Origin of the sequence: Stenotrophomonas sp. 704A1 (assembly GCF_030549525.1) — a bacterium.
GTDB classification, from domain to species: domain Bacteria; phylum Pseudomonadota; class Gammaproteobacteria; order Xanthomonadales; family Xanthomonadaceae; genus Stenotrophomonas; species Stenotrophomonas tuberculopleuritidis.
The window spans coordinates 903895-922083 of the sequence record NZ_CP130831.1 but is presented as its reverse complement, the minus strand read 5'-3'; the positions used below and the strand labels follow the sequence as shown (position 1 = coordinate 922083).

The window sequence follows — 18189 nt, the reverse complement described above, 5'->3', positions numbered from 1 at the left end:
CCGGCGATTCAGGATGCGTTCGGCAATCCCCCCCTACCTTGCGCCAACTTTCTGCTCACCAGCCAGTTTCCGGTGAGCCGGTGCGGACCCCGCCGATCGACGCACGATCGTGTTCTTGGGGCCGCCCACGGGGCGGCCCCGATGGCCGCCTCCCCATGACGCCAAGTCGTACCCCGCCCTCCCGCAGCCTGCGCTGCCGGAACCGCCAGGTGCGTCCCATACGGAGCAAGGAGTTATATGAAACTGGCCTGGATTCTCTGGCTGTCGCAGTTGCTGCCGCAGCCGGCCGCCGATTCACTGTGCCTGAGCACCACCGTCTATCTGGAAGCCCGCGACCAGACCCTGCGCGGCCAGCAGGCCGTGGCCGAGGTCGCCCTGCGCCGCCTCGACAGCGGCCTCTGGGGCGACTCGATGTGCCAGGTGGTGACCGCGCGCAAGCAGTTCGCCCCGACCATCGTCTCGCCCGGTACCCAGCTGGGCAACGATGCGGCCTGGAGCGAAGCGATGGACGTGGCCTTCGACGCCGAGCGCAACTGGGCGCTGCCGGCCGGCGAGCGCCGCGAGATCGTGCCCGGTGCCAGCCACTTCGCCGCGCTGGCCATTGCCAGCCCGAACTGGCGCAACGCCTACCAGGTGGCCACCATCGGCGATCACACCTTCTACAAGGTGCAGAACCTCAAGCCCCGGCAGTCGTAACGAACTGTTGCCGGCGGCAGCGTTGCCGCGCGCCGGCGGGCTCTGGGATAGTGGGGGATTCCATCCTGCCCCGCCTGGAGTTCCCATGAAGCTGTACAGCAAGCCCGGTGCCTGTTCCACCGCCGACCACATCGCCCTGCAGTGGACCGGCCAGCCGTTCGAGGTCGAACTGCTGAACAAGGACACCCTGAAGGCGCCGGAATTCCTCAGGATCAATCCGGCCGGCGCGGTACCCGCACTGGTCGACGGCGACTTCGTGCTGGTGCAGAACGCCGCGATCATGGGCTACATCGCCGACACCCATCCGCAGGCCGGGCTCGCCGGCGATGGCAGCGCGCGCCAGCGCGCCGAAGCCACCCGCTGGCTGGCCTTCGTCAACTCCGACGTGCACCCGGCGTTCTCGCCGCTGTTCGGGCCGGGCAAGTTCATCGCCGACGAGGGCCAGTTCGATGCGGTCCGCGCCGCGGCCCACAAGCGCCTGCGCGCACTGTTTGAAACCGCCGACGCGCAGCTGGCCGGCAGGACCTGGCTGGCCGGTTTCCGCAGCTTCGCCGATCCGTACTTCTACATCACCCTGCGCTGGGCGGCCGGTACCAAGGTCGATCTGTCCGGCCTGGACAACCTGGCCGCCTACAAGGCGCGCATGGACGCCGATCCGGGCGTGCAGGCCGTGCTGAAGGCCGAAGGCCTGGCCTGACCGATCACGAGGACCACGGTGCGGCCCCAGCGCCGCACCCCTCGCCCCCCGGCAGCCGAGCGGGCTGCCGTGGGCGCGGCGTCAGCCGATCTCGCGGATCACGGCGCCCTTGGCGTCGCGCAGCAGGGTCGGCTCGACCACCACCAGCAGCCGGCCCTCGGCCAGCACGTAGCGGCCGCGCTCGGCGCGCAGGGTGCGCAGCAGCGCCTGCTGGCTCGCCTCGGACAGCACGCAGCGGATGACCTCCGCGTCGGCCTGCACGGCATCCTCCGCCCCTGCCTCGAACCGCCACGCCAGGTCGGCACCGAACAGCGTCAATGGCTTGCCATGGCGCAGTCGCAGCGGCAGCAGCTCAAGCACGCTGGGCACCTGCCCGGCCCCGATCACCAGCGTTGCCACGCCGTCCTCGACCCGCGCCTGCAGCTTTTCCAGGAACAGCATGCCGGTGCTGGAACCCTCGCGCGCGCTGCCGGCCTGTACCTGCGCCGCCAGCGCAGGATCATCCAGCAGCGAGGCGCGCGACAGTTCGGTGATCCACAGCGGCATCGCCGGTTCCAGCAGGTCCAGCACGCCACGCGTGGACCAACGGCGGATCGCGGCCATTTCCGCATCGCACAGGCCGATCACCTGCAGGAACTGCAGCGCGCCATTGGCGGTCTGCCGCGGCGGCAACTGCGGATCCTGCAGGAAGGCCAGGTGCCGCAGCAGGGTGTCCTGTTCCAGCGCGATCGGCCCGTTGGCATCGATGTGGTGGCCGTCCTCGAACACGTTGCCACTGCCGAACACATAGCGTGCCAGGTTCTGCAGCAGGTTCATCGGCCAGGCCGGGGGCGCGTCCGCGGCGCTGTCACCCGGCGTGATCGCCAGGCGGAAGGTCAGTTCGAACCCATAGCCGCTGGTCGACGCATCGCTGCTTTCCTTGGCGTACAGCTCGGAGAAGCCGTAGGTGATGTAGTGCCAGTGCGGCACCGGCGCGTCCACCCGGTACACGCTGATGCCGTCCAGCGGATCCGCTCCCCCCAGCGTGTAGGGAATGGCGGTTCCAAAATGCTGTGGTGTCTGCCCGGCGTACAGCGGCGCCAGTGCGTCGTTGATCGCGTCCCAGCCGGGGGTATCGGTCGCGTGGTCGTCCTGCACGTGGGGCTCCTGGTCGGTAACGGAACCGCCCACTTTACGCTGCCGATCCGCTCTGCACGACCGCAGGTGCCGAAGTCGCCAGCGTGTCCTGCACCTCCTGCCACCAGCGCTGTGCCAGCGCCGGGCTGCGCGCCCTGCCGATCGCCGCGATCATTTCCGGGCACAAGCGCTCCAGGGTGATCGCATCGCTGCAGCGCTCGATCTTCAGCTGCATGAAATAGCCCTTCAGGCCGAGGTGGCGCCGCACCGCCTCGCTCATCGCGTCGTACAGCTGCTGGTACAACGCCGGATCCTGTTCGCGGCCGGCGCTGATGCCGCGGCTCGGTACGATGTCGGCGCTGCCGCCGATCACTTCGATCAGGCCCTGCGCTGCCAGCTGCTGCAGAGCATCGGGTGGCGCGCGCAGGCCTTCCAGCAGCCCCCGCAATTCGGTGTCATCGCGATGGCCATCGACCATCAACAGGATCGAGCGCAGTGCCGCCGGCAGGCGCCTGGCGCGGTCTTCGATTTCCTGGCGGCCAGCGGCCGTCTTGGCATGCAGCAGCGCCATGCTTCCCCCCTTGTCCGATGCGATGCGATACGCATGCGCGCCGTTGCCGGCGCGCTCCCCTGCGGCGAGCTTAGCGCAGCGGTGGCCGGGAGAAAGCTGCGCTGCAGCAGCGCTGCCGGGGTAGCGCCGGGCCATGCCCGGCGGCTCGCCAATGCACCGCGCTGCGCGCTCGCCGGGCATGGCCCGGCGCTACAGTCGTCCCAGTGCGCGGCGGATCTCCTCCAGCGCGCCAGGATCATCCAGTGTCGACAGATCACCGGGATCGCGCTGCTCGGCCAGCGCCTGCAGCGAACGCCGCAGCAGCTTGCCCGATCGCGTCTTGGGCAGTGCATTGACCACGTGCACGTGGGCCGGTCGCGCGACAGCGCCCAGCGACGCAGTCACCGTGGCCATCATCTCGGCCACCACCGGCGCCGGATCCGCGCCGTCCAGGCCCTGCTTGAGGGTGACGAACACCAGCGGCACCTGCCCCTTCAGCTCGTCCTTGACCCCGATCACCGCCGCCTCGGCCACGCGCGGATGGCTGGAGATGGCTTCTTCGATCTCGCGGGTTCCAAGCCGGTGGCCAGCCACGTTGATCACATCGTCGGTGCGGCCGAGGATGAAGGTATAGCCCTCGTCATCGCGGATCGCCCAGTCCAGCGAGCTGTACAGCAGTTCCTTGAAGTGGCTGAAATAGCTCTGCAGGAACCGGTTGTCGTCGTTCCACACCGTGCTCATGCAACCGGGCGGCAGCGGCGGCGTCACCACCAGCACGCCCTTCTGCCCGGCGGCCACTTCCTCACCGGTGTTCTCGTCGATCACCTTCATGCGGTAGCCCAGGTTGGGAAAACCGGGCGAACCGAAGCGGACCGGCTTCATGTCCAGGCCTGGCAGCAGGGTCAACGCCGGCCAGCCGGTTTCGGTCTGCCAGTAGTTGTCGATGATCGGCTTGCCCAGCGCGTCACTGATCCAGTGCGCGGTCGGCTCGTCCAGTGGCTCGCCGGCCAGGAACAGGTACTTCAACGCATCCAGGTCGTGACGGTGGATGAAGTCCGCATCGTGCTTCTTCAGCACGCGGATGGCGGTGGGCGAGGAGAACATCGTGCGCACGTTGTACTGCTCGCACAGCGCCCACCAGATGCCCGGGTCCGGATTCGTCGGCAGCCCTTCGTACAGCAGCGAGGTACAGCCGCCGATCAGCGGGCCATACACGTTGTACGAATGGCCCACGGCCCAGCCGACATCGGAGGTGGAGAACATCACCTGCCCCGGCTGGCAGTCGAACACGGTCTGCATCGACTGTGCCATCGCCACCGCATAGCCACCGACATCGCGCTGCACGCCTTTCGGCTTGCCGGTGGTACCGGAGGTATACAGCAGGTAGCTGGGCTCGCTGGACTCCAGCCATTGCACCGGCACGTCGGTTTCACCGACCTGCGCGCGCAGCGCGGCATAGTCCACGTCGCGCCCCGGCACGCGCGGTTCGGCCGGGTCCAGCCCGCGCGAGACGATCAGCACATGCGGTGGCGGGCGGCTCGCCTCGGCACAGGCCGCGTCGACCATCGCCTTGTACGGAATAAGCTTGCCACCGCGCATGCCGGCATCGGCCGCGATCAGCAGCTTCGGCGTGGCGTCGTCGATGCGCAGTGCGAGGTTGTGCGCGGCGAAGCCACCGAACACCACCGAATGCACCGCACCGATGCGGGCGCAGGCAAGCATGGCGAACACCGCCTCGGCCATGTTCGGCATGTAGATCACCACGCGATCGCCATGCCCCACGCCCAGGCGCCGGAGCACGGCTGCGAAATCGTTCACCTCGCGGTACAGCTGGCGGTAGGTGATCTCGCGCGTGGTGTTGGTTTCGGTGGAGATGGCCACCAGCGCGAGCTGGTCGGCACGATCGGCCAGATGGCGGTCGACGGCGTTGTAGCAGAGATTGGTCTCGCCGCCGACGAACCAGCGCCGGAACGGCGGATTGCTGTAGTCGAGCACCTGCTGTGGCGGTTTGTGCCAATGGATGCGCTTGGCTTCCTCACCCCAGAACGCCTCCGGCTCGTCGATCGAGCGCCGGTAGGTTTCCTCGTAGTTCATGACGCAGCCCTCCCAGACAAAGTCATGGGTTCGAGGATAGTCCGGCGCTGCCGCGCGGGCCGCCCTACCTTGGTAGGGGGTGGGGGTTTGTTCTGCAGGGCTGCCGCCCTGCACCTGCAGAGGCCAGAGCAACAGCGAAAGCCTGCATTCCGCGGGATGGCGGGATGGGTCCGGTTGCGGGAGACGCCGTAAACCCGTCCATGGGGGCTTGGCCGCGGCATCCATGCCGCGGACACTCCCGCAACCGGACCCACCCCGCCTTCGACAGTTTCCTGCGCGCTGTTGGAACGGCACGGGATCTGATCTCAGGTTTATTTCGATATCTGACAGATGTGTCGACCAAGGTCGACACCTACTCAAAGATCGCAGGAATCTGTCGGAGGTGGGGCGGTGTCGGAGTGCGGGGTGTCAGCCGCATGGGCCCGAGGCATGCCTCGGGCGGGTTGGGCAGGACGCCCAACCCCGGTCTTGCCGTGTGCGCAGGAACGCGCACACGAGCAAGCGGCTGCCAAGCCTACAGGGACGTACCTGCGGCGTCCCCGCAATCCGACACCGTCCCGCCAACCCACGGATAGCCCGCTTTTGACGTTGACGTTGATTCTGCGGGTACAGGGCTGCAAGCCCTGCCGAACCCCTAGAACGGAACCGCGGACTCGAACGCGAGCGCTTCGCCCGTCACCGGGTGGGTGAACCGCAGGCTGCGCGCGTGCAGGTGCACCCGCTGCGCCGACGCGGCGTCATACAGCACGTCGCCAATGATGGGATGGCCAAGACTGGCCATGTGCAACCGCAGCTGATGGCTGCGGCCAGTGATCGGTTCCAGCGCCACGCGCGTGCGCCGCGCTTCAACATCGCGGGCCAGCACGCGCCAACGCGTCAGCGCCGGCTTGCCGCGCTCATGGTCGACCATCTGCTTCGGCCGGTTCGGCCAGTCCACGATCAGCGGCAGGTCCACTTCACCGGCATCGCTTTCGATCACGCCCTGCACGACCGCTTCGTAGCACTTGCCGACCCGGCGCTGCTCGAACTGCATCGACAACGCCACCTGCATCTCCTTGCCGCGCGCGTGCAGCAGCAGGCCGGACGTCACCTGGTCCAGGCGGTGCACGGTCAACGCATCCGGGTACCGCCGCTGCAGGCGCGCGACCACGCAGTCCTGGTTCCCGGCACTGCGGCCGGGCACGGACAGCAGCCCGGCGGGCTTCTCGGCGACCAGCAGCGCGTCGTCGATGTAGTGCAGATGGATCATCAGTGTCTGAACCCCTCAAACAGAAACGGGGAAGCCGAAGCTTCCCCGTTTCATTGCAGCGGCGCCAGCCGGGGCCGGCACCGACCGCATCAACCCAGCAGATGGGCGACGCCGGCGCGCTCTTCTTCCAGCTCGGCCAGGGTCTTGTCGATGTACTTCTGGCTGAAGTCGTCGACCGGCAGATCCTTGACCAGGGTGTATTCGCCATTCTCGGTGGTCACCGCGAAGCCGAAGATCACGCCTTCCGGAATGCCGTAGGAACCGTCGGACGGCACGCCCATGGTGACCCACTTGCCGTTGCTGCCCAGCACCCAGTCACGCACGTGGTCGATCGCTGCGTTGGCGGCCGAGGCAGCCGAGGACGAGCCACGGGCCTCGATGATCGCCGCGCCGCGCTTGCCCACGGTCGGGATGAAGGTGTTGGCGTTCCATTCCTGATCGTTGATCGCATCGGCGATCGACGCACCGTCGGCGGTGGCGAAGCGGTAGTCCGGGTACATGGTCGGGCTGTGGTTGCCCCACACCACCAGCTTCTCCATGCCGGCCACCGGCTTGCCGAGCTTGGTCGACAGCTGGCTCAGGGCACGGTTGTGGTCCAGGCGCAGCATCGCGGTGAAGTTGCGCGGATTCAGGTCCGGCGCCGACTTCATGGCGATGTAGGCGTTGGTGTTGGCCGGGTTGCCGACCACCAGCACCTTGACGTCACGCTTGGCGACCTTGTTCAGCGCGGCGCCCTGGGCGGTGAAGATCTTGGCGTTTTCCAGCAGCAGGTCCTTGCGCTCCATGCCCGGGCCGCGCGGGCGCGCGCCGACCAGCAGGGCGATGTCGGCATCCTTGAAGGCCACTTCGGCGTCGTCGGTGCCGACCATGCCGGCCAGCAGCGGGAACGCGCAGTCTTCCAGTTCCATCATCACGCCCTTCAGGGCGGCCTGGGCCTTGTCGACCGGCAGCTCCAGCAGCTGCAGGATGACCGGCTGGTCCTTGCCCAGCATTTCGCCCGAGGCGATACGGAACAGCAGGGCGTAGCCGATCTGGCCGGCGGCGCCGGTCACGGCAACACGAACAGGTGCTTTCATGGGGATTTCCTCTGCTAAGAAGCGATGTAGCGATGGGGGAGAAGGCCGCGCGGGCGGGGACTGGCCTGGCGGGGCGGCCGCAACATGGAAACGGCCCCCTTCACAGGGGGCCGTCGGATGGCATCAGGCGGCGAGGATCTTGTTCCACTCGCTCACGCGGTCGGCCTGTGCGGCGAGCACGGCGTCGGCGTCGCCTTCCAGGGTGATCGAATGGATCACATCGCCCTGCTTGACCGAATCGACGATCGCCTGGCCTTCCAGGACCTGGCCGAACACGGTGTGCTTGCCGTCCAGCCAGTCGGTCTTGATGTGGGTGATGAAGAACTGGCTGCCGTTGGTGTTCGGGCCGGCGTTGGCCATCGACAGCGAGCCGACCTGGTGCTTGACGCCGTTCTTCTCGTCTTCGAACTTGTAGCCCGGGCCGCCGGTGCCACGACCCTGCGGGCAGCCGCCCTGGATCATGAAATCGGGAATCACGCGGTGGAAGATCAGGCCGTCATAGAAGCCCTGCTTGACCAGGTTCACGAAGTTGGCCACCGTCAGCGGCGCCTTGTCAGCGAACAGCTCGACCTTGATCGGGCCCTGGGTGGTGTCGAAAGTGGCGATGAGGGACATGCAGATCCTTGGATAACGGGGTGTGTAGTCAGCCCCATAAGGATACACCTCCCCCGTGGCGGCGGCGGCTTCGACGATCGGCGCAGGCCGGGCCTTCAGGCGACGGACGGGCAGCCACCCGGCGCCGGCTGAATGGGGCCCTTGACGCGCCTGACATGCGGGTTTTCGCGAATCGTCAAGTTCGACGTATAATGTTGGACTTCTTTTTCCAAATCCGGCGCCGACTGGCCCCCTTTCGTATGTCCATCGAAAATCTTCGCAACATCGCCATCGTCGCCCACGTCGACCATGGCAAGACCACCCTGGTCGACCAGCTGCTGAAGCAGTCCGGCACCCTGTCCGAGCGTACCGTCCTCGCCGAGCGCGTGATGGACAGCAACGACCAGGAAAAGGAACGCGGCATCACCATCCTGGCCAAGAACACGGCCATCACCTGGGAAGACAAGCGGACCGGCGTCAAGAACCGCATCAACATCGTCGACACCCCCGGCCACGCCGACTTCGGCGGTGAGGTCGAGCGCGTGCTGTCGATGGTCGACACCGTGCTGATCCTGGTCGACGCGATGGACGGCCCGATGCCGCAGACCCGCTTCGTCACCCAGAAGGCCTTCGCGATGGGCTTCAAGCCGATCGTCGTGGTCAACAAGGTCGACCGCCCGGGTTCGCGCCCGGAGTGGGTGATCGACCAGGTGTTCGACCTGTTCGACAAGCTCGGCGCCACCAACGAACAGCTGGACTTCCCGATCGTCTACGCCTCGGCCCTGAACGGCTATGCCGGCCTGGAAGACACCGTGCGTGACGGCGACATGACCCCGCTGTACGAAGCGATCATGCAGCACGCGCCGAAGCCGGAAGTGGACCCGGAAGGTCCGTTCCAGATGCGCATCAGCCAGCTGGACTACAACAACTTCGTGGGCGTGATCGGCATCGGCCGCATCCAGCGCGGCACCCTGAAGAAGAACATGCAGGTCGCGGTCATCGACCGTGAAGGCAAGAAGCGCAACGGCAAGGTGCTGCAGGTGCTGGGCTTCCTCGGCCTGGAGCGCATCGAGCAGGATTCGGCCGAGGCCGGCGACATCGTCGCCATCTCGGGCATCCAGGAGCTGACCATCTCCGACACCATCTGCGCCCCGGACACCCCCGAAGCGCTGCCGGCACTGACCGTCGACGAGCCGACCATCTCGATGACCTTCCAGGTCAACAACTCGCCGTTCGCCGGCAACAAGGACCTGTCCGGTGGCAAGTTCCTGACCAGCCGCCAGATCAAGGACCGCCTGGACCGTGAAAAGGTCCACAACGTCGCGCTGAAGGTCGAGCAGCTGGAAGACGCCGACAAGTTCCTGGTCTCCGGCCGTGGCGAACTGCATCTGTCGGTGCTGATCGAGAACATGCGTCGCGAAGGCTACGAGCTGGCCGTGTCGCGTCCGGAAGTGATCATCAAGGAAATCGACGGCCAGCAGATGGAGCCGATCGAGCAGCTGGTCGTGGACATCGAAGAAGTCCACCAGGGCGGCGTGATGGAAAAGCTGGGCACCCGCAAGGGCCAGCTGAAGAACATGGAATCGGACGGCAAGGGCCGTGTGCGCCTGGAATACCAGATCCCGGCCCGTGGCCTGATCGGTTTCCAGAACGAGTTCAAGACCCTCACCCAGGGCTCGGGCCTGCTGTTCCACGTGTTCGACCACTACGGTCCGAAGGAACAGGGCGCGATCGCCAAGCGCATCAACGGCGTGATGATCGCCAATGCGCCGGGCACCACGCCGGCCTACTCGCTGGGCCCGCTGCAGGAGCGCGGCAAGCTGTTCGCTGCTGAAGGCGACAACGTGTACGAAGGTCAGCTGGTCGGCATCCACTCCAAGGACAACGACCTGACCGTCAACGCGATCAAGACCAAGCCGCTGACCAACATGCGCGCTTCGGGCAAGGACGATGCGATCCAGCTGACTCCGGCGATCAAGTACTCGCTGGAACAGGCCCTGGACTTCATCGAAGACGACGAGCTGGTCGAGATCACCCCGAAGGAGATCCGTCTGCGCAAGAAGTTCCTGACCGAAAGCGACCGCAAGAAGGCTTCGCGCGGCGGCTGAGCCAGCGACCCGTGAGCCAGAACGGCTACAACCCGGATCCACACCGGCATCCGGGCCTCCATGTCATCGCCCTGCTCGAAGCGAGCAAGGCGATGCTGGCGTTGCTGGCGGCCACCGGGCTGGAAATCCTCGGCCCGCAACCGCTTCGCGACGGCGTCAATGCCCTGATCCGGCGTTTCAGCCTGGACCCGGATCACGGCACCCTGCCCTCGCTGTTGAACATGATCAGCCCCGATGCGGTGCACCTGGCCGCCGCGGCGATGGTCGGCTACGGCCTGCTGCACCTGGTCGAAGCCTGGGGCCTCTGGCGGGCCAGGGCCTGGGCCTCGTGGCTCGGCTGCCTGACCGCAGCGCTGTACCTGCCCTTCGACGTCTACGCGATCGTGCGCCATCCCGGCTGGGCCTCGTGGAGCGTCCTGGTGGTCAACCTGATCGTGGTCTACGTGCTGGCGCGCGACCTGCGCAAGCGCCACCCCTGAGCAACCGCTACACTGGGGATCGGAGCCGTCGAAGCCGCCCCATGCGCCTGTCCCTGCCGCCCCTCCTGTCGTGCCTGATCGCCGCGCTGCCTGCGGCGCTTGCCGCTGGCTGCAGCCCGGCCACGCCTACCGCCCACGCCGGCGAACCGACGAGCAGCAACGTGCCCTTCCCCTACGCCGAAACCGAACTGTCCGACCTGCAGGCCCGGATGGTTGCCGGTGAACTGGACAGCAGCACCCTCACCGCGGCCTACCTCAAGCGCATCGCTGCGCTGGACCGCGCCGGGCCGCGCCTGCGCGCGGTGATCGAGCTCAATCCCGATGCGCTGAAGGACGCCGCCGAGCGCGACCGTGAACGCCGCGCCGGCCGCCTGCGCGGCCCACTGCACGGCATTCCGGTGCTGCTGAAAGACAACATCAACGCAGCGCCAATGGCCACCAGCGCCGGGTCGCTGGCCCTGCAGGGCTTCCGGCCCGGCGATGCCTATCTGGTGCAGCGCCTGCGCGAAGCCGGTGCGGTGGTGCTGGGCAAGACCAACCTGAGCGAGTGGGCCAACTTCCGCGGCAACGATTCCATTTCCGGCTGGAGCGCGCGCGGCGGCCAGACCCGCAACCCCTACCGGCTCAGCCATTCGCCCTGCGGATCCAGCAGCGGCAGCGCGGTGGCCGTGGCCGCCAACCTGGCGGCCGTGGCGATCGGCACCGAAACCGACGGCAGCATCGTCTGCCCGGCGGCGATCAACGGCGTGGTCGGGCTGAAGCCGACGGTCGGCCTGGTCAGCCGCGAAGGGATCATCCCGATCTCCTTCAGCCAGGACACCGCCGGGCCGATGGCACGCAGCGTGGCCGATGCCGCCGCCGTCCTGACCGCCATCGCCGGACGCGATGACGCCGACCCGGCCACGGCAACCATGCCCGGGCGCGCGGTCTACGACTACACCGCGCGCCTGGACATGCAGGGCCTGCGCGGCAAGCGGCTGGGCCTGCTGCAGACGCCATTGCTCAAGTACCGTGGCATGCCGCCCCTGGTTCAACAGGCCGTGGCCGAACTGCGCCGGGCCGGCGCGGTGGTGGTGCCGGTGGAACTGCCCAACCAGGGGGCCTGGGCCGATGCCGAGCGTACGGTCCTGCTGTACGAATTCAAGGCCGGGCTGGAGCGCTATTTCGCCACCTATCGGGCGCCCCTGCGCAGCCTGGCCGAACTGATCGCCTTCAATGAGGCCCACCCTGGCCAGGAACTGGGCCTGTTCGGCCAGGAGCTGCTGCTGGAAGCGGAGGCCACGCCCGGCCTGGCCGATCCGGCCTACATCCGCGCGCGCAGCGACGCTCGCCGGCTGGCCGGCCCTGACGGCATCGACGCCGCACTGGCGGCACAGCAGCTGGATGCCCTGATCGCCCCCACCACCGGAATAGCGTGGCCACTGCGCAGCACCGGCGATGACTTCCCCGGCGAGAGCTACAGCGTCGCCGCCGTGGCCGGCTACCCCAGCCTGACCGTGCCGATGGGGCAGATCGACGGGCTGCCGGCCGGCCTGCTGTTCATGGGCACCGCCTGGAGCGAGCCGAAGCTGATCGAAATGGCCTACGCCTATGAGCAGCGGACCCGCGCGCGGCGCCCACCGCACTTCGACACCGACGCCCTGATCGAATCCGGCGATCCGTGATCACCGGGTAGCGCCGGGCCACGCCCGGCGGACCGTACGTGCCACTGCGCTCGCCGGGCATGGCCCGGCGCTAGCGTTCGGGTTCCTGCTCCACCGGCACGATCGCCGCCTCCCCGTCTTCCGCACCGGGCGAGCGCACATCCGCCGTGCGTGCACGCGGCCCGCGCGGCATGTCCAGCTCATCATCCTGCTGCAGCCGCGCCCGCAGCTGCGGCAGCGCCTGCGGATGCTCGCGGGCCAGGAAGTCCAGCATGCGCTCACGCACCAGGCAGCGCAGATCGAAGGCATCACCGGAACTGCGCGCACTGACCAGCAGGCGCACCTGGATCGCGCGCTCGCTGGTCTCGGTCACCTGGGTCACGCACACCCGCCCGTCCCAGAGCGGCTGGCCCTGGCAGATCCGCTCCAGCTCGGCGCGGATCGCTGCGATCGGCGCCCGGTAATCCAGCCACAGGAACGCAGTGCCCAGCAGGTCGGCGCTGCGCCGCGTCCAGTTCTGGAACGGGTTCTCGATGAACCAGGTCAGCGGCACCACCATCCGCCGCTCATCCCAGATCCGCACCACCACATAGCTGCTGCCGATTTCCTCGACGCGCCCCCACTCGCCCTCCACGATCACCACATCATCGAGCCGGATCGGCTGTGTCACCGCGATCTGCAGGCCGGCGATCAGATTGCCGAACACCGGCTTGGCGGCGATACCGGCCACCAGGCCGATCAGGCCCGCCGAGGCCAGCAGTGCCGAACCGATCTTGGCCACCATGTCGAACTGCAGCAGCACCAGCGAGGCGCCGAGGACGATGATGCCGCCCATGATCACCCGGCTGAGCACACGGGTCTGGGTCTGGATGCGGCGCGCTTCCAGGTTGTCGGCCACGTCGATCGGGTTGCTGCGCAGGATGGCGCGCTCGATGGCGCTGACACCCCGGACCAGCAGCCAGACGAAACAGGCCACCAGGCTGATATGCAGCACCCGTTGCAGATTGCCCAGCAGCGGATCCTGCAGCGGCGTCGCCTGCAGCGCGGGAATCAGCAACAGCAGCGGCAACGCCGTGGCCAGCGGCAGGCCGAGCACGCGCCCGATGCGTGCACGGCGTCGATCGCGCCCCTTCAGCCGGTGATATATCCAAAGGATCAGCCACGCACCGATGCCGCCGATCACCAGCGCCAGTCCCAACGGCCACGCATAGGCCTGCATGTGCTCCCAACGCACCCTTGCCACCTCCACCTCAACACAGGAGCGGACAGGGTCGCGCATGGCGCATTAGCGCGTTGTATGGATACGCGCCATCGCATGCGCGCTGCCGCTCCCAGCCGCGATCCGACACACCTGCCCACAGATCGCAGGAATCTGTCAGAGGCGGGGCGGTGTCGGAGTGCGGGGTGTCAGCCGCATGGAAAGCCCGCTTTTGACGTTGCCGTTGCCGTTGCCAACCGCAGGTGCAGGGCCGCAGGCCCTGCAGAAAAACCTACCTCACCTGCTCTGCTTGCGCACGATCGCCATCGCAATCTCCAGCGACTGCTCGTAGTTCAACCGCGGGTCCACCGTGGAACGGTAGGCGCGCTCCAGGTCACGCTCGGTCAGCTCACGCGCGCCGCCGGTGCATTCGGTGACGTCTTCACCGGTCAGTTCCAGATGCACGCCGCCCAGGCGCGTACCCGCCGCCGCATGCAGGTCGAACGACATCTCGACCTCGCCACGCACGTTGTCGAAGCGCCGCGTCTTGAAGCCATTGGCCGTGCTCTCGGTGTTGCCATGCATCGCATCGCAGACCCACAGCACGCGGCGGCCATCGCGCTTCACCGCGTCCAGCAGCGGCGGCAGCTTCTGCGCGATCTGCGCCGCGCCCATGCGGTGGATGAAGCTCAGGCGGCCGGGCTCGTCATCCGGATTGAGCACGTCGATCAGGCGCAGCAGCTGGTCCGGCGTCACCGACGGGCCCACCTTGATCGCGATCGGGTTGCGCACGCCACGCAGGTACTCCACGTGGGCCCCATCAAGCGCGGCGGTACGCATGCCGATCCAGGGGTAGTGCGTGCTCAGGTTCAACCAGCCCTGCTGGCGCGGCACCTGCCGGGTCAGCGCCTGCTCGTAGGGCAGCAGCAGCGCTTCATGCGAGGTGTAGAAATCGATGCGGTTGAGATTGTGCACACGGGCCCCGGCCAGGGTCTCCATGAAATGCACCGCATCACCGATCGAGGCCACCATCTTCTGGTACTCGGCAGCCAGCGGCGAATGGCTCACCCATTCCAGGTTCCAGTACTCGGGGTGGTGCAGGTCGGCGAAGCCGCCATCGATCAGCGCACGCACGAAGTTCATCGTCATCGCCGAATGCGCGTGCGCCTGCAGCATCCGCTTCGGATCCGGCAGCCGCGCCGCCTCGGTGAACGCCGGCGCATTGATGACGTCGCCGCGGTAGCTGGGCAGCGTCACGCCGTCGCGGGTCTCGGTATCGGCCGAACGCGGCTTGGCATACTGGCCGGCAAAGCGGCCGACGCGGATCACCGGCTGGCGCAGGCCGTGCACCAGCACCAGGCTCATCTGCAGCAGCACCTTCAACCTGTTGGAGATGGTGCCCGACTCGCAGTCGCTGAAGTTCTCGGCACAGTCGCCGCCCTGCAGCAGGAAGCGCCTGCCTTCCTGCGCATCGGCCAACTGCTGCTTCAGTGCCAGGATCTCCCAGGACGTCACCAGCGGCGGCAACCGCTTCAACTCATGAAGGGCCGCGTCCAGCGCCACCGGGTCGGGATAGGTCGGCATCTGCAGCGCGGTCTTGCCACGCCAGCTCTCCGGCGACCAGACAGCGCCAGTGGCAGGATCAGGAGCGGGCGGAACGGCGGACAGGCTCATCACGGACATCCGGGGTGGGGGGCGGTCATGGTCGCAGAGCCGGCCGCTGGCGCAAAGGCCCAGCCGGGCCGGCCGGGTCGCCTGAACGGCAGGGAAAGGCGGGTACGAGCAGCCAGATCCAGCATGGTCCGCGGCGCGGGACAGGCGCATGATCTGTTACGGAGTAACACTTGCACGTCATGGATCGGCCCCTTCCACGCCCTGCCATCCCTCTCCCACGATGAAGCCCTCGCCCCTCGCTACCGGCATCACCTTCGCCCTGGCCCTGGCCAGCCTCCCCGCCTTCGCCGCCAGCACCGATGAGGCCGGGCCTGCAGTCAAGGATCTGGACACGGTCACCGTGAGTGCCCAGCTTGACCAGGCCCGCAACGCGCTGTCGCCGGACATCGGCAGCAGCCAGTACCAGATCACCGCCGAGGACATCCAGAAACAGCCGCTTGGCGCCTCCGCGCCGCTCAGCCAGGTGCTGCTGCAGGCCCCGGGCGTCGTCCAGGACTCCTATGGCGGCGTGCACGTACGCGGCGACCACGCCAACCTGCAGTACCGCATCAATGGCGTGCTGCTGCCCGAATCGATCTCCGGCTTCGGCCAGACCCTGGATGCGCGCACGATCAGCAGCATCCGGCTGATGGACGGCGCATTGCCGGCCCAGTTCGGCGAGCGCACCGCCGCGGTGGTCGACATCACCACCCGCAGCGGCGCCCAGCTCGGCAATGGCGGCAGCGTCGGCATCACCACCGGCTCGTTCGGCAAGGTCAATCCGAATGCCTCCTGGTGGGGCAACCAGGGGCGCTGGAGCTGGTTCCTGACCGGCAACTACGACCAGAACGAGGTCGGCCTGGAAAACCCGACCCGCTCGCGCAAGCCGGAGCATGACGATACCCACCAGGGCAAGGCCTTCGCCGACCTGACCTACCTGGTCAACGACACCACCCGCCTGAGTGTGTTCGCCGGCTTCGCCAACAACCGCTTCCAGATCCCGGTCAATCCGGGCCAGACGCCACAGTTCGGCTATCTCGATACCACCACCTTCGATTCCAGCCAGCTGGATGAGACCCAGCGCGAGACCACCCGCTTCGGCATGCTGGTGCTGCAGGGCACGCTGGGCAGCACCGCCTACCAGCTATCGGCCGGGCAGCGCTACAGCGACGTGGCGTTCAACCCTGACGTCATCGGCGATCTGGTGTTCAGCGGCGTCGCCTCGCAGGTGCAGCGCAGCAACCGCGCCGACACCCTGCAGGCCGATTTCTCCACGCCGCTGGGCAACGACCACACGCTGCGCTATGGCCTGTACGGCAACGACGAGAACGCGCGGGCCAGCAACAGCAGCTGGGTGTTCCCGGTGGATGACGCCGGCCAGCAGTCCAGCACCACGCCGCTGCTGATCCCGGACCGCAGCGCCTTCCATGCCAGCACGCTGGCGCTGTATGTGCAGGACGAATGGAAGATCGGCGACGACTGGACCGTGAACTACGGCCTACGCGGCGACCGCTACAAGGCCTTCGGCCACACCGAGGGCCAGCTCAGCCCGCGTCTGGGCGTGGTCTGGAATGCCAGCGACAGCACCACCGTGCACGCCGGCTATTCACGCTATTTCACGCCACCGGCCAGCGAGCTGATCGCCAGCAGCGACATCGCCCTGTACGACGGCACCAGCAACCAGCAGCCCAGCGGCGGCAACAGCACGCCGCTGGCCGAACGCAGCGACTACTACGACATCGGCGTCTCGCAGCAGCTGGGCGAGCACCTGACGCTCGGCCTGGATGCCTACGATCGACGCGTGGCGCGGCTGCAGGACGAAGGCCAGTTCGGCGCCGCCTACATCTACTCGACCTTCAACTACCGCCGTGGCCACATCCGTGGGCTGGAGTTCAGTGCCGACTACAGCAACGGCCCGTTCAGCGCCTACGTCAACGCGGCGTACAACAAGGCCATCGGCACCCAGGTCATCACCGGCCAGTACAACCTCGATCCCGACGCACTGGCCTATGTGGCCAACCACTGGATCCATCTCGACCACGACCAGAAGCTGACCTCGTCGGGTGGCGTCAGCTACGCCTTCGCCGGGCACAACCGGATCGGTGCCAACTACGTGTTCGGCAGCGGCCTGCGTTCGGACATCGAGGGTGTGCCCAATGGTGGCCAGCTGCCGTCGTACCTGCAGGTGAACCTCAGCGCCGGGCACGACTTCAATGCCGACAGCGGTCATCCGCTGCATGTGCAGCTGGCCGTGATCAACGCACTGGATCGCAGCTACCAGCTGCGCGATGGCGGCGGTGTCGGCGTGTTCGCCCCGCAATGGGGACCGCGCCGCGGCGCCTACCTGAGCCTGCAGCAGGACTTCTGAGGCAGTGCCGGCCGCTGGCCGGCATTCCCAGAGTGTGCCGGCCAGCGGCCGGCACTCCCCTGCTTCAGCGCTTGATCTTGCGCAGCGACACCAGCAGCGCCCACAGCGCCAGCAGAACGAACCACACGCCCGACCACATCGGCATGGTCAGGCCCAGGAAGGTCCAGTCGATGTTGCCGCAGTTGCCAGTGCCGGTCAGCACCGTGCGGAACACTTCCAGCGGCCCCATGGTCTCGCTCAGGAAGGCCAGCGGCGGGCCACAGGTGGAACCCATTTCCGGCGGCAGCATCTGCACGTAGACGTGGCGCGCGGCGATACCCACGCCCACGGCGGCCGCAATGAAGGCAAGGATGCCGTAGGTGGCGCGCCCCGGACGATTGGACGGGCCATGCAGCGCGCCGATCAGGAACAGCAGGCCCAGCGCGGCAAAGGCCAGGCGCTGGAAGATGCAGAGCGGACACGGCTCCAGCCCCATCTTCAACTGCAGGAAGATGGCGTAGCCCAACAGGCCCGCGCAGATCAGGAACCCCAGGAGGAACTGGGCGCGGAAAGGCCAGCGCAGTGGATTCATCGTGAACGCTCGAATGGATCAGGCGCCAAGCGTAACCGAGAGCGGGCGCCATTCGAACCGCCACAGGTGACGCCCGTCGGAACGGTGCGGCGTATCG

Annotated in this window: 15 protein-coding genes; 6 read left to right on the top strand and 9 right to left on the bottom strand. The window is 67.4% G+C overall.

Annotation, left to right across the window (positions count from 1 at the left end; translation table 11 throughout):
- Positions 1-237: 237 nt before the first annotated feature.
- Together Q5Z10_RS04195 and Q5Z10_RS04190 are read left to right on the top strand one after the other, a co-directional pair.
- Positions 238-696, top strand: a complete 459-nt coding sequence (locus Q5Z10_RS04195; protein WP_025878087.1) for a cell wall hydrolase — start codon at positions 238-240, stop codon at positions 694-696.
- Positions 697-781: 85 nt separating this feature from the next.
- Positions 782-1393: a glutathione S-transferase family protein gene (locus tag Q5Z10_RS04190; protein WP_303638055.1), complete on the top strand. Its 612-nt coding sequence runs from the start codon at positions 782-784 to the stop codon at positions 1391-1393.
- An 81-nt stretch (positions 1394-1474) separates the two neighbouring features.
- On the opposite strand, the gene Q5Z10_RS04185 is transcribed toward Q5Z10_RS04190, so the two are convergent.
- From Q5Z10_RS04185 to Q5Z10_RS04160, 6 genes are all read right to left on the bottom strand, one after another.
- Positions 1475-2530: a suppressor of fused domain protein gene (locus Q5Z10_RS04185; RefSeq protein WP_303638054.1), complete on the bottom strand. Its 1056-nt coding sequence runs from the start codon at positions 2528-2530 to the stop codon at positions 1475-1477.
- A 34-nt stretch (positions 2531-2564) separates the two neighbouring features.
- Positions 2565-3080, bottom strand: coding sequence for a hypothetical protein (locus Q5Z10_RS04180; RefSeq protein WP_303638053.1), 516 nt, complete (start codon positions 3078-3080; stop codon positions 2565-2567).
- Between the two features lie 189 nt (positions 3081-3269).
- On the bottom strand, positions 3270-5153 hold the full coding sequence (gene prpE / locus Q5Z10_RS04175) for a propionate--CoA ligase (protein ID WP_303638052.1): 1884 nt from the start codon (positions 5151-5153) through the stop codon (positions 3270-3272).
- A 634-nt stretch (positions 5154-5787) separates the two neighbouring features.
- A complete protein-coding gene (locus Q5Z10_RS04170; protein WP_303638051.1) occupies positions 5788-6402 on the bottom strand; it encodes an RluA family pseudouridine synthase in 615 nt (204 codons plus the stop codon).
- Positions 6403-6491: 89 nt separating this feature from the next.
- Entirely contained in the window at positions 6492-7478 is a 987-nt protein-coding gene (locus Q5Z10_RS04165; RefSeq protein WP_025879435.1) for a malate dehydrogenase, read from the bottom strand.
- 123 nt (positions 7479-7601) lie between these two features.
- On the bottom strand, positions 7602-8093 hold the full coding sequence (locus Q5Z10_RS04160) for a peptidylprolyl isomerase (protein ID WP_303638050.1): 492 nt from the start codon (positions 8091-8093) through the stop codon (positions 7602-7604).
- A 239-nt stretch (positions 8094-8332) separates the two neighbouring features.
- On the opposite strand from Q5Z10_RS04160, the gene typA reads away from it, so the two are divergent.
- Genes typA through Q5Z10_RS04145 form a run of 3 tightly spaced genes read left to right on the top strand, consistent with a single transcriptional unit; the run spans position 8333 to position 12323 of the window.
- Entirely contained in the window at positions 8333-10180 is a 1848-nt protein-coding gene (gene typA / locus Q5Z10_RS04155; RefSeq protein WP_303638049.1) for a translational GTPase TypA, read from the top strand.
- Positions 10181-10191: 11 nt separating this feature from the next.
- Positions 10192-10659 carry a DUF2127 domain-containing protein gene (locus Q5Z10_RS04150; protein ID WP_303638048.1) on the top strand — a complete coding sequence of 156 codons (468 nt, stop codon included), beginning with the start codon at positions 10192-10194 and terminating at the stop codon, positions 10657-10659.
- Positions 10660-10700: 41 nt separating this feature from the next.
- A complete protein-coding gene (locus Q5Z10_RS04145; protein WP_303638047.1) occupies positions 10701-12323 on the top strand; it encodes an amidase in 1623 nt (540 codons plus the stop codon).
- A 70-nt stretch (positions 12324-12393) separates the two neighbouring features.
- On the opposite strand, the gene Q5Z10_RS04140 is transcribed toward Q5Z10_RS04145, so the two are convergent.
- Positions 12394-13581 carry a mechanosensitive ion channel family protein gene (locus Q5Z10_RS04140; RefSeq protein ID WP_303638046.1) on the bottom strand — a complete coding sequence of 396 codons (1188 nt, stop codon included), beginning with the start codon at positions 13579-13581 and terminating at the stop codon, positions 12394-12396.
- Between the two features lie 216 nt (positions 13582-13797).
- Positions 13798-15174 (bottom strand): class II 3-deoxy-7-phosphoheptulonate synthase, encoded by a 1377-nt coding sequence (locus tag Q5Z10_RS04135; RefSeq protein ID WP_303638045.1) that lies wholly within the window; start codon positions 15172-15174, stop codon positions 13798-13800.
- Positions 15175-15394: 220 nt separating this feature from the next.
- Here Q5Z10_RS04135 and Q5Z10_RS04130 point away from each other — a divergent pair, with 220 nt between their 5' ends.
- Positions 15395-17521 carry a TonB-dependent receptor gene (locus Q5Z10_RS04130; RefSeq protein WP_303638044.1) on the top strand — a complete coding sequence of 709 codons (2127 nt, stop codon included), beginning with the start codon at positions 15395-15397 and terminating at the stop codon, positions 17519-17521.
- A 64-nt stretch (positions 17522-17585) separates the two neighbouring features.
- Here Q5Z10_RS04130 and Q5Z10_RS04125 read toward each other — a convergent pair whose 3' ends face one another.
- Positions 17586-18092: a disulfide bond formation protein B gene (locus Q5Z10_RS04125; protein ID WP_303638043.1), complete on the bottom strand. Its 507-nt coding sequence runs from the start codon at positions 18090-18092 to the stop codon at positions 17586-17588.
- Positions 18093-18189: the final 97 nt, after the last annotated feature.

Excerpts from the sequence above, each read along its gene's own strand:
- Q5Z10_RS04195 (WP_025878087.1), top strand. The coding sequence starts at position 238 with ATGAAACTGGCCTGGATTCTCTGGCTGTCGCAGTTGCTGCCGCAGCCG.
- Q5Z10_RS04190 (WP_303638055.1), top strand. The coding sequence starts at position 782 with ATGAAGCTGTACAGCAAGCCCGGTGCCTGTTCCACCGCCGACCACATC.
- Q5Z10_RS04180 (WP_303638053.1), bottom strand. The coding sequence starts at position 3,080 with ATGGCGCTGCTGCATGCCAAGACGGCCGCTGGCCGCCAGGAAATCGAA.
- prpE (WP_303638052.1), bottom strand. The coding sequence starts at position 5,153 with ATGAACTACGAGGAAACCTACCGGCGCTCGATCGACGAGCCGGAGGCG.
- Q5Z10_RS04170 (WP_303638051.1), bottom strand. The coding sequence starts at position 6,402 with ATGATCCATCTGCACTACATCGACGACGCGCTGCTGGTCGCCGAGAAG.
- Q5Z10_RS04165 (WP_025879435.1), bottom strand. The coding sequence starts at position 7,478 with ATGAAAGCACCTGTTCGTGTTGCCGTGACCGGCGCCGCCGGCCAGATC.
- Q5Z10_RS04160 (WP_303638050.1), bottom strand. The coding sequence starts at position 8,093 with ATGTCCCTCATCGCCACTTTCGACACCACCCAGGGCCCGATCAAGGTC.
- typA (WP_303638049.1), top strand. The coding sequence starts at position 8,333 with ATGTCCATCGAAAATCTTCGCAACATCGCCATCGTCGCCCACGTCGAC.
- Q5Z10_RS04145 (WP_303638047.1), top strand. The coding sequence starts at position 10,701 with ATGCGCCTGTCCCTGCCGCCCCTCCTGTCGTGCCTGATCGCCGCGCTG.
- Q5Z10_RS04140 (WP_303638046.1), bottom strand. The coding sequence starts at position 13,581 with ATGCGCGACCCTGTCCGCTCCTGTGTTGAGGTGGAGGTGGCAAGGGTG.
- Q5Z10_RS04135 (WP_303638045.1), bottom strand. The coding sequence starts at position 15,174 with ATGAGCCTGTCCGCCGTTCCGCCCGCTCCTGATCCTGCCACTGGCGCT.
- Q5Z10_RS04130 (WP_303638044.1), top strand. The coding sequence starts at position 15,395 with ATGAAGCCCTCGCCCCTCGCTACCGGCATCACCTTCGCCCTGGCCCTG.
- Q5Z10_RS04125 (WP_303638043.1), bottom strand. The coding sequence starts at position 18,092 with ATGAATCCACTGCGCTGGCCTTTCCGCGCCCAGTTCCTCCTGGGGTTC.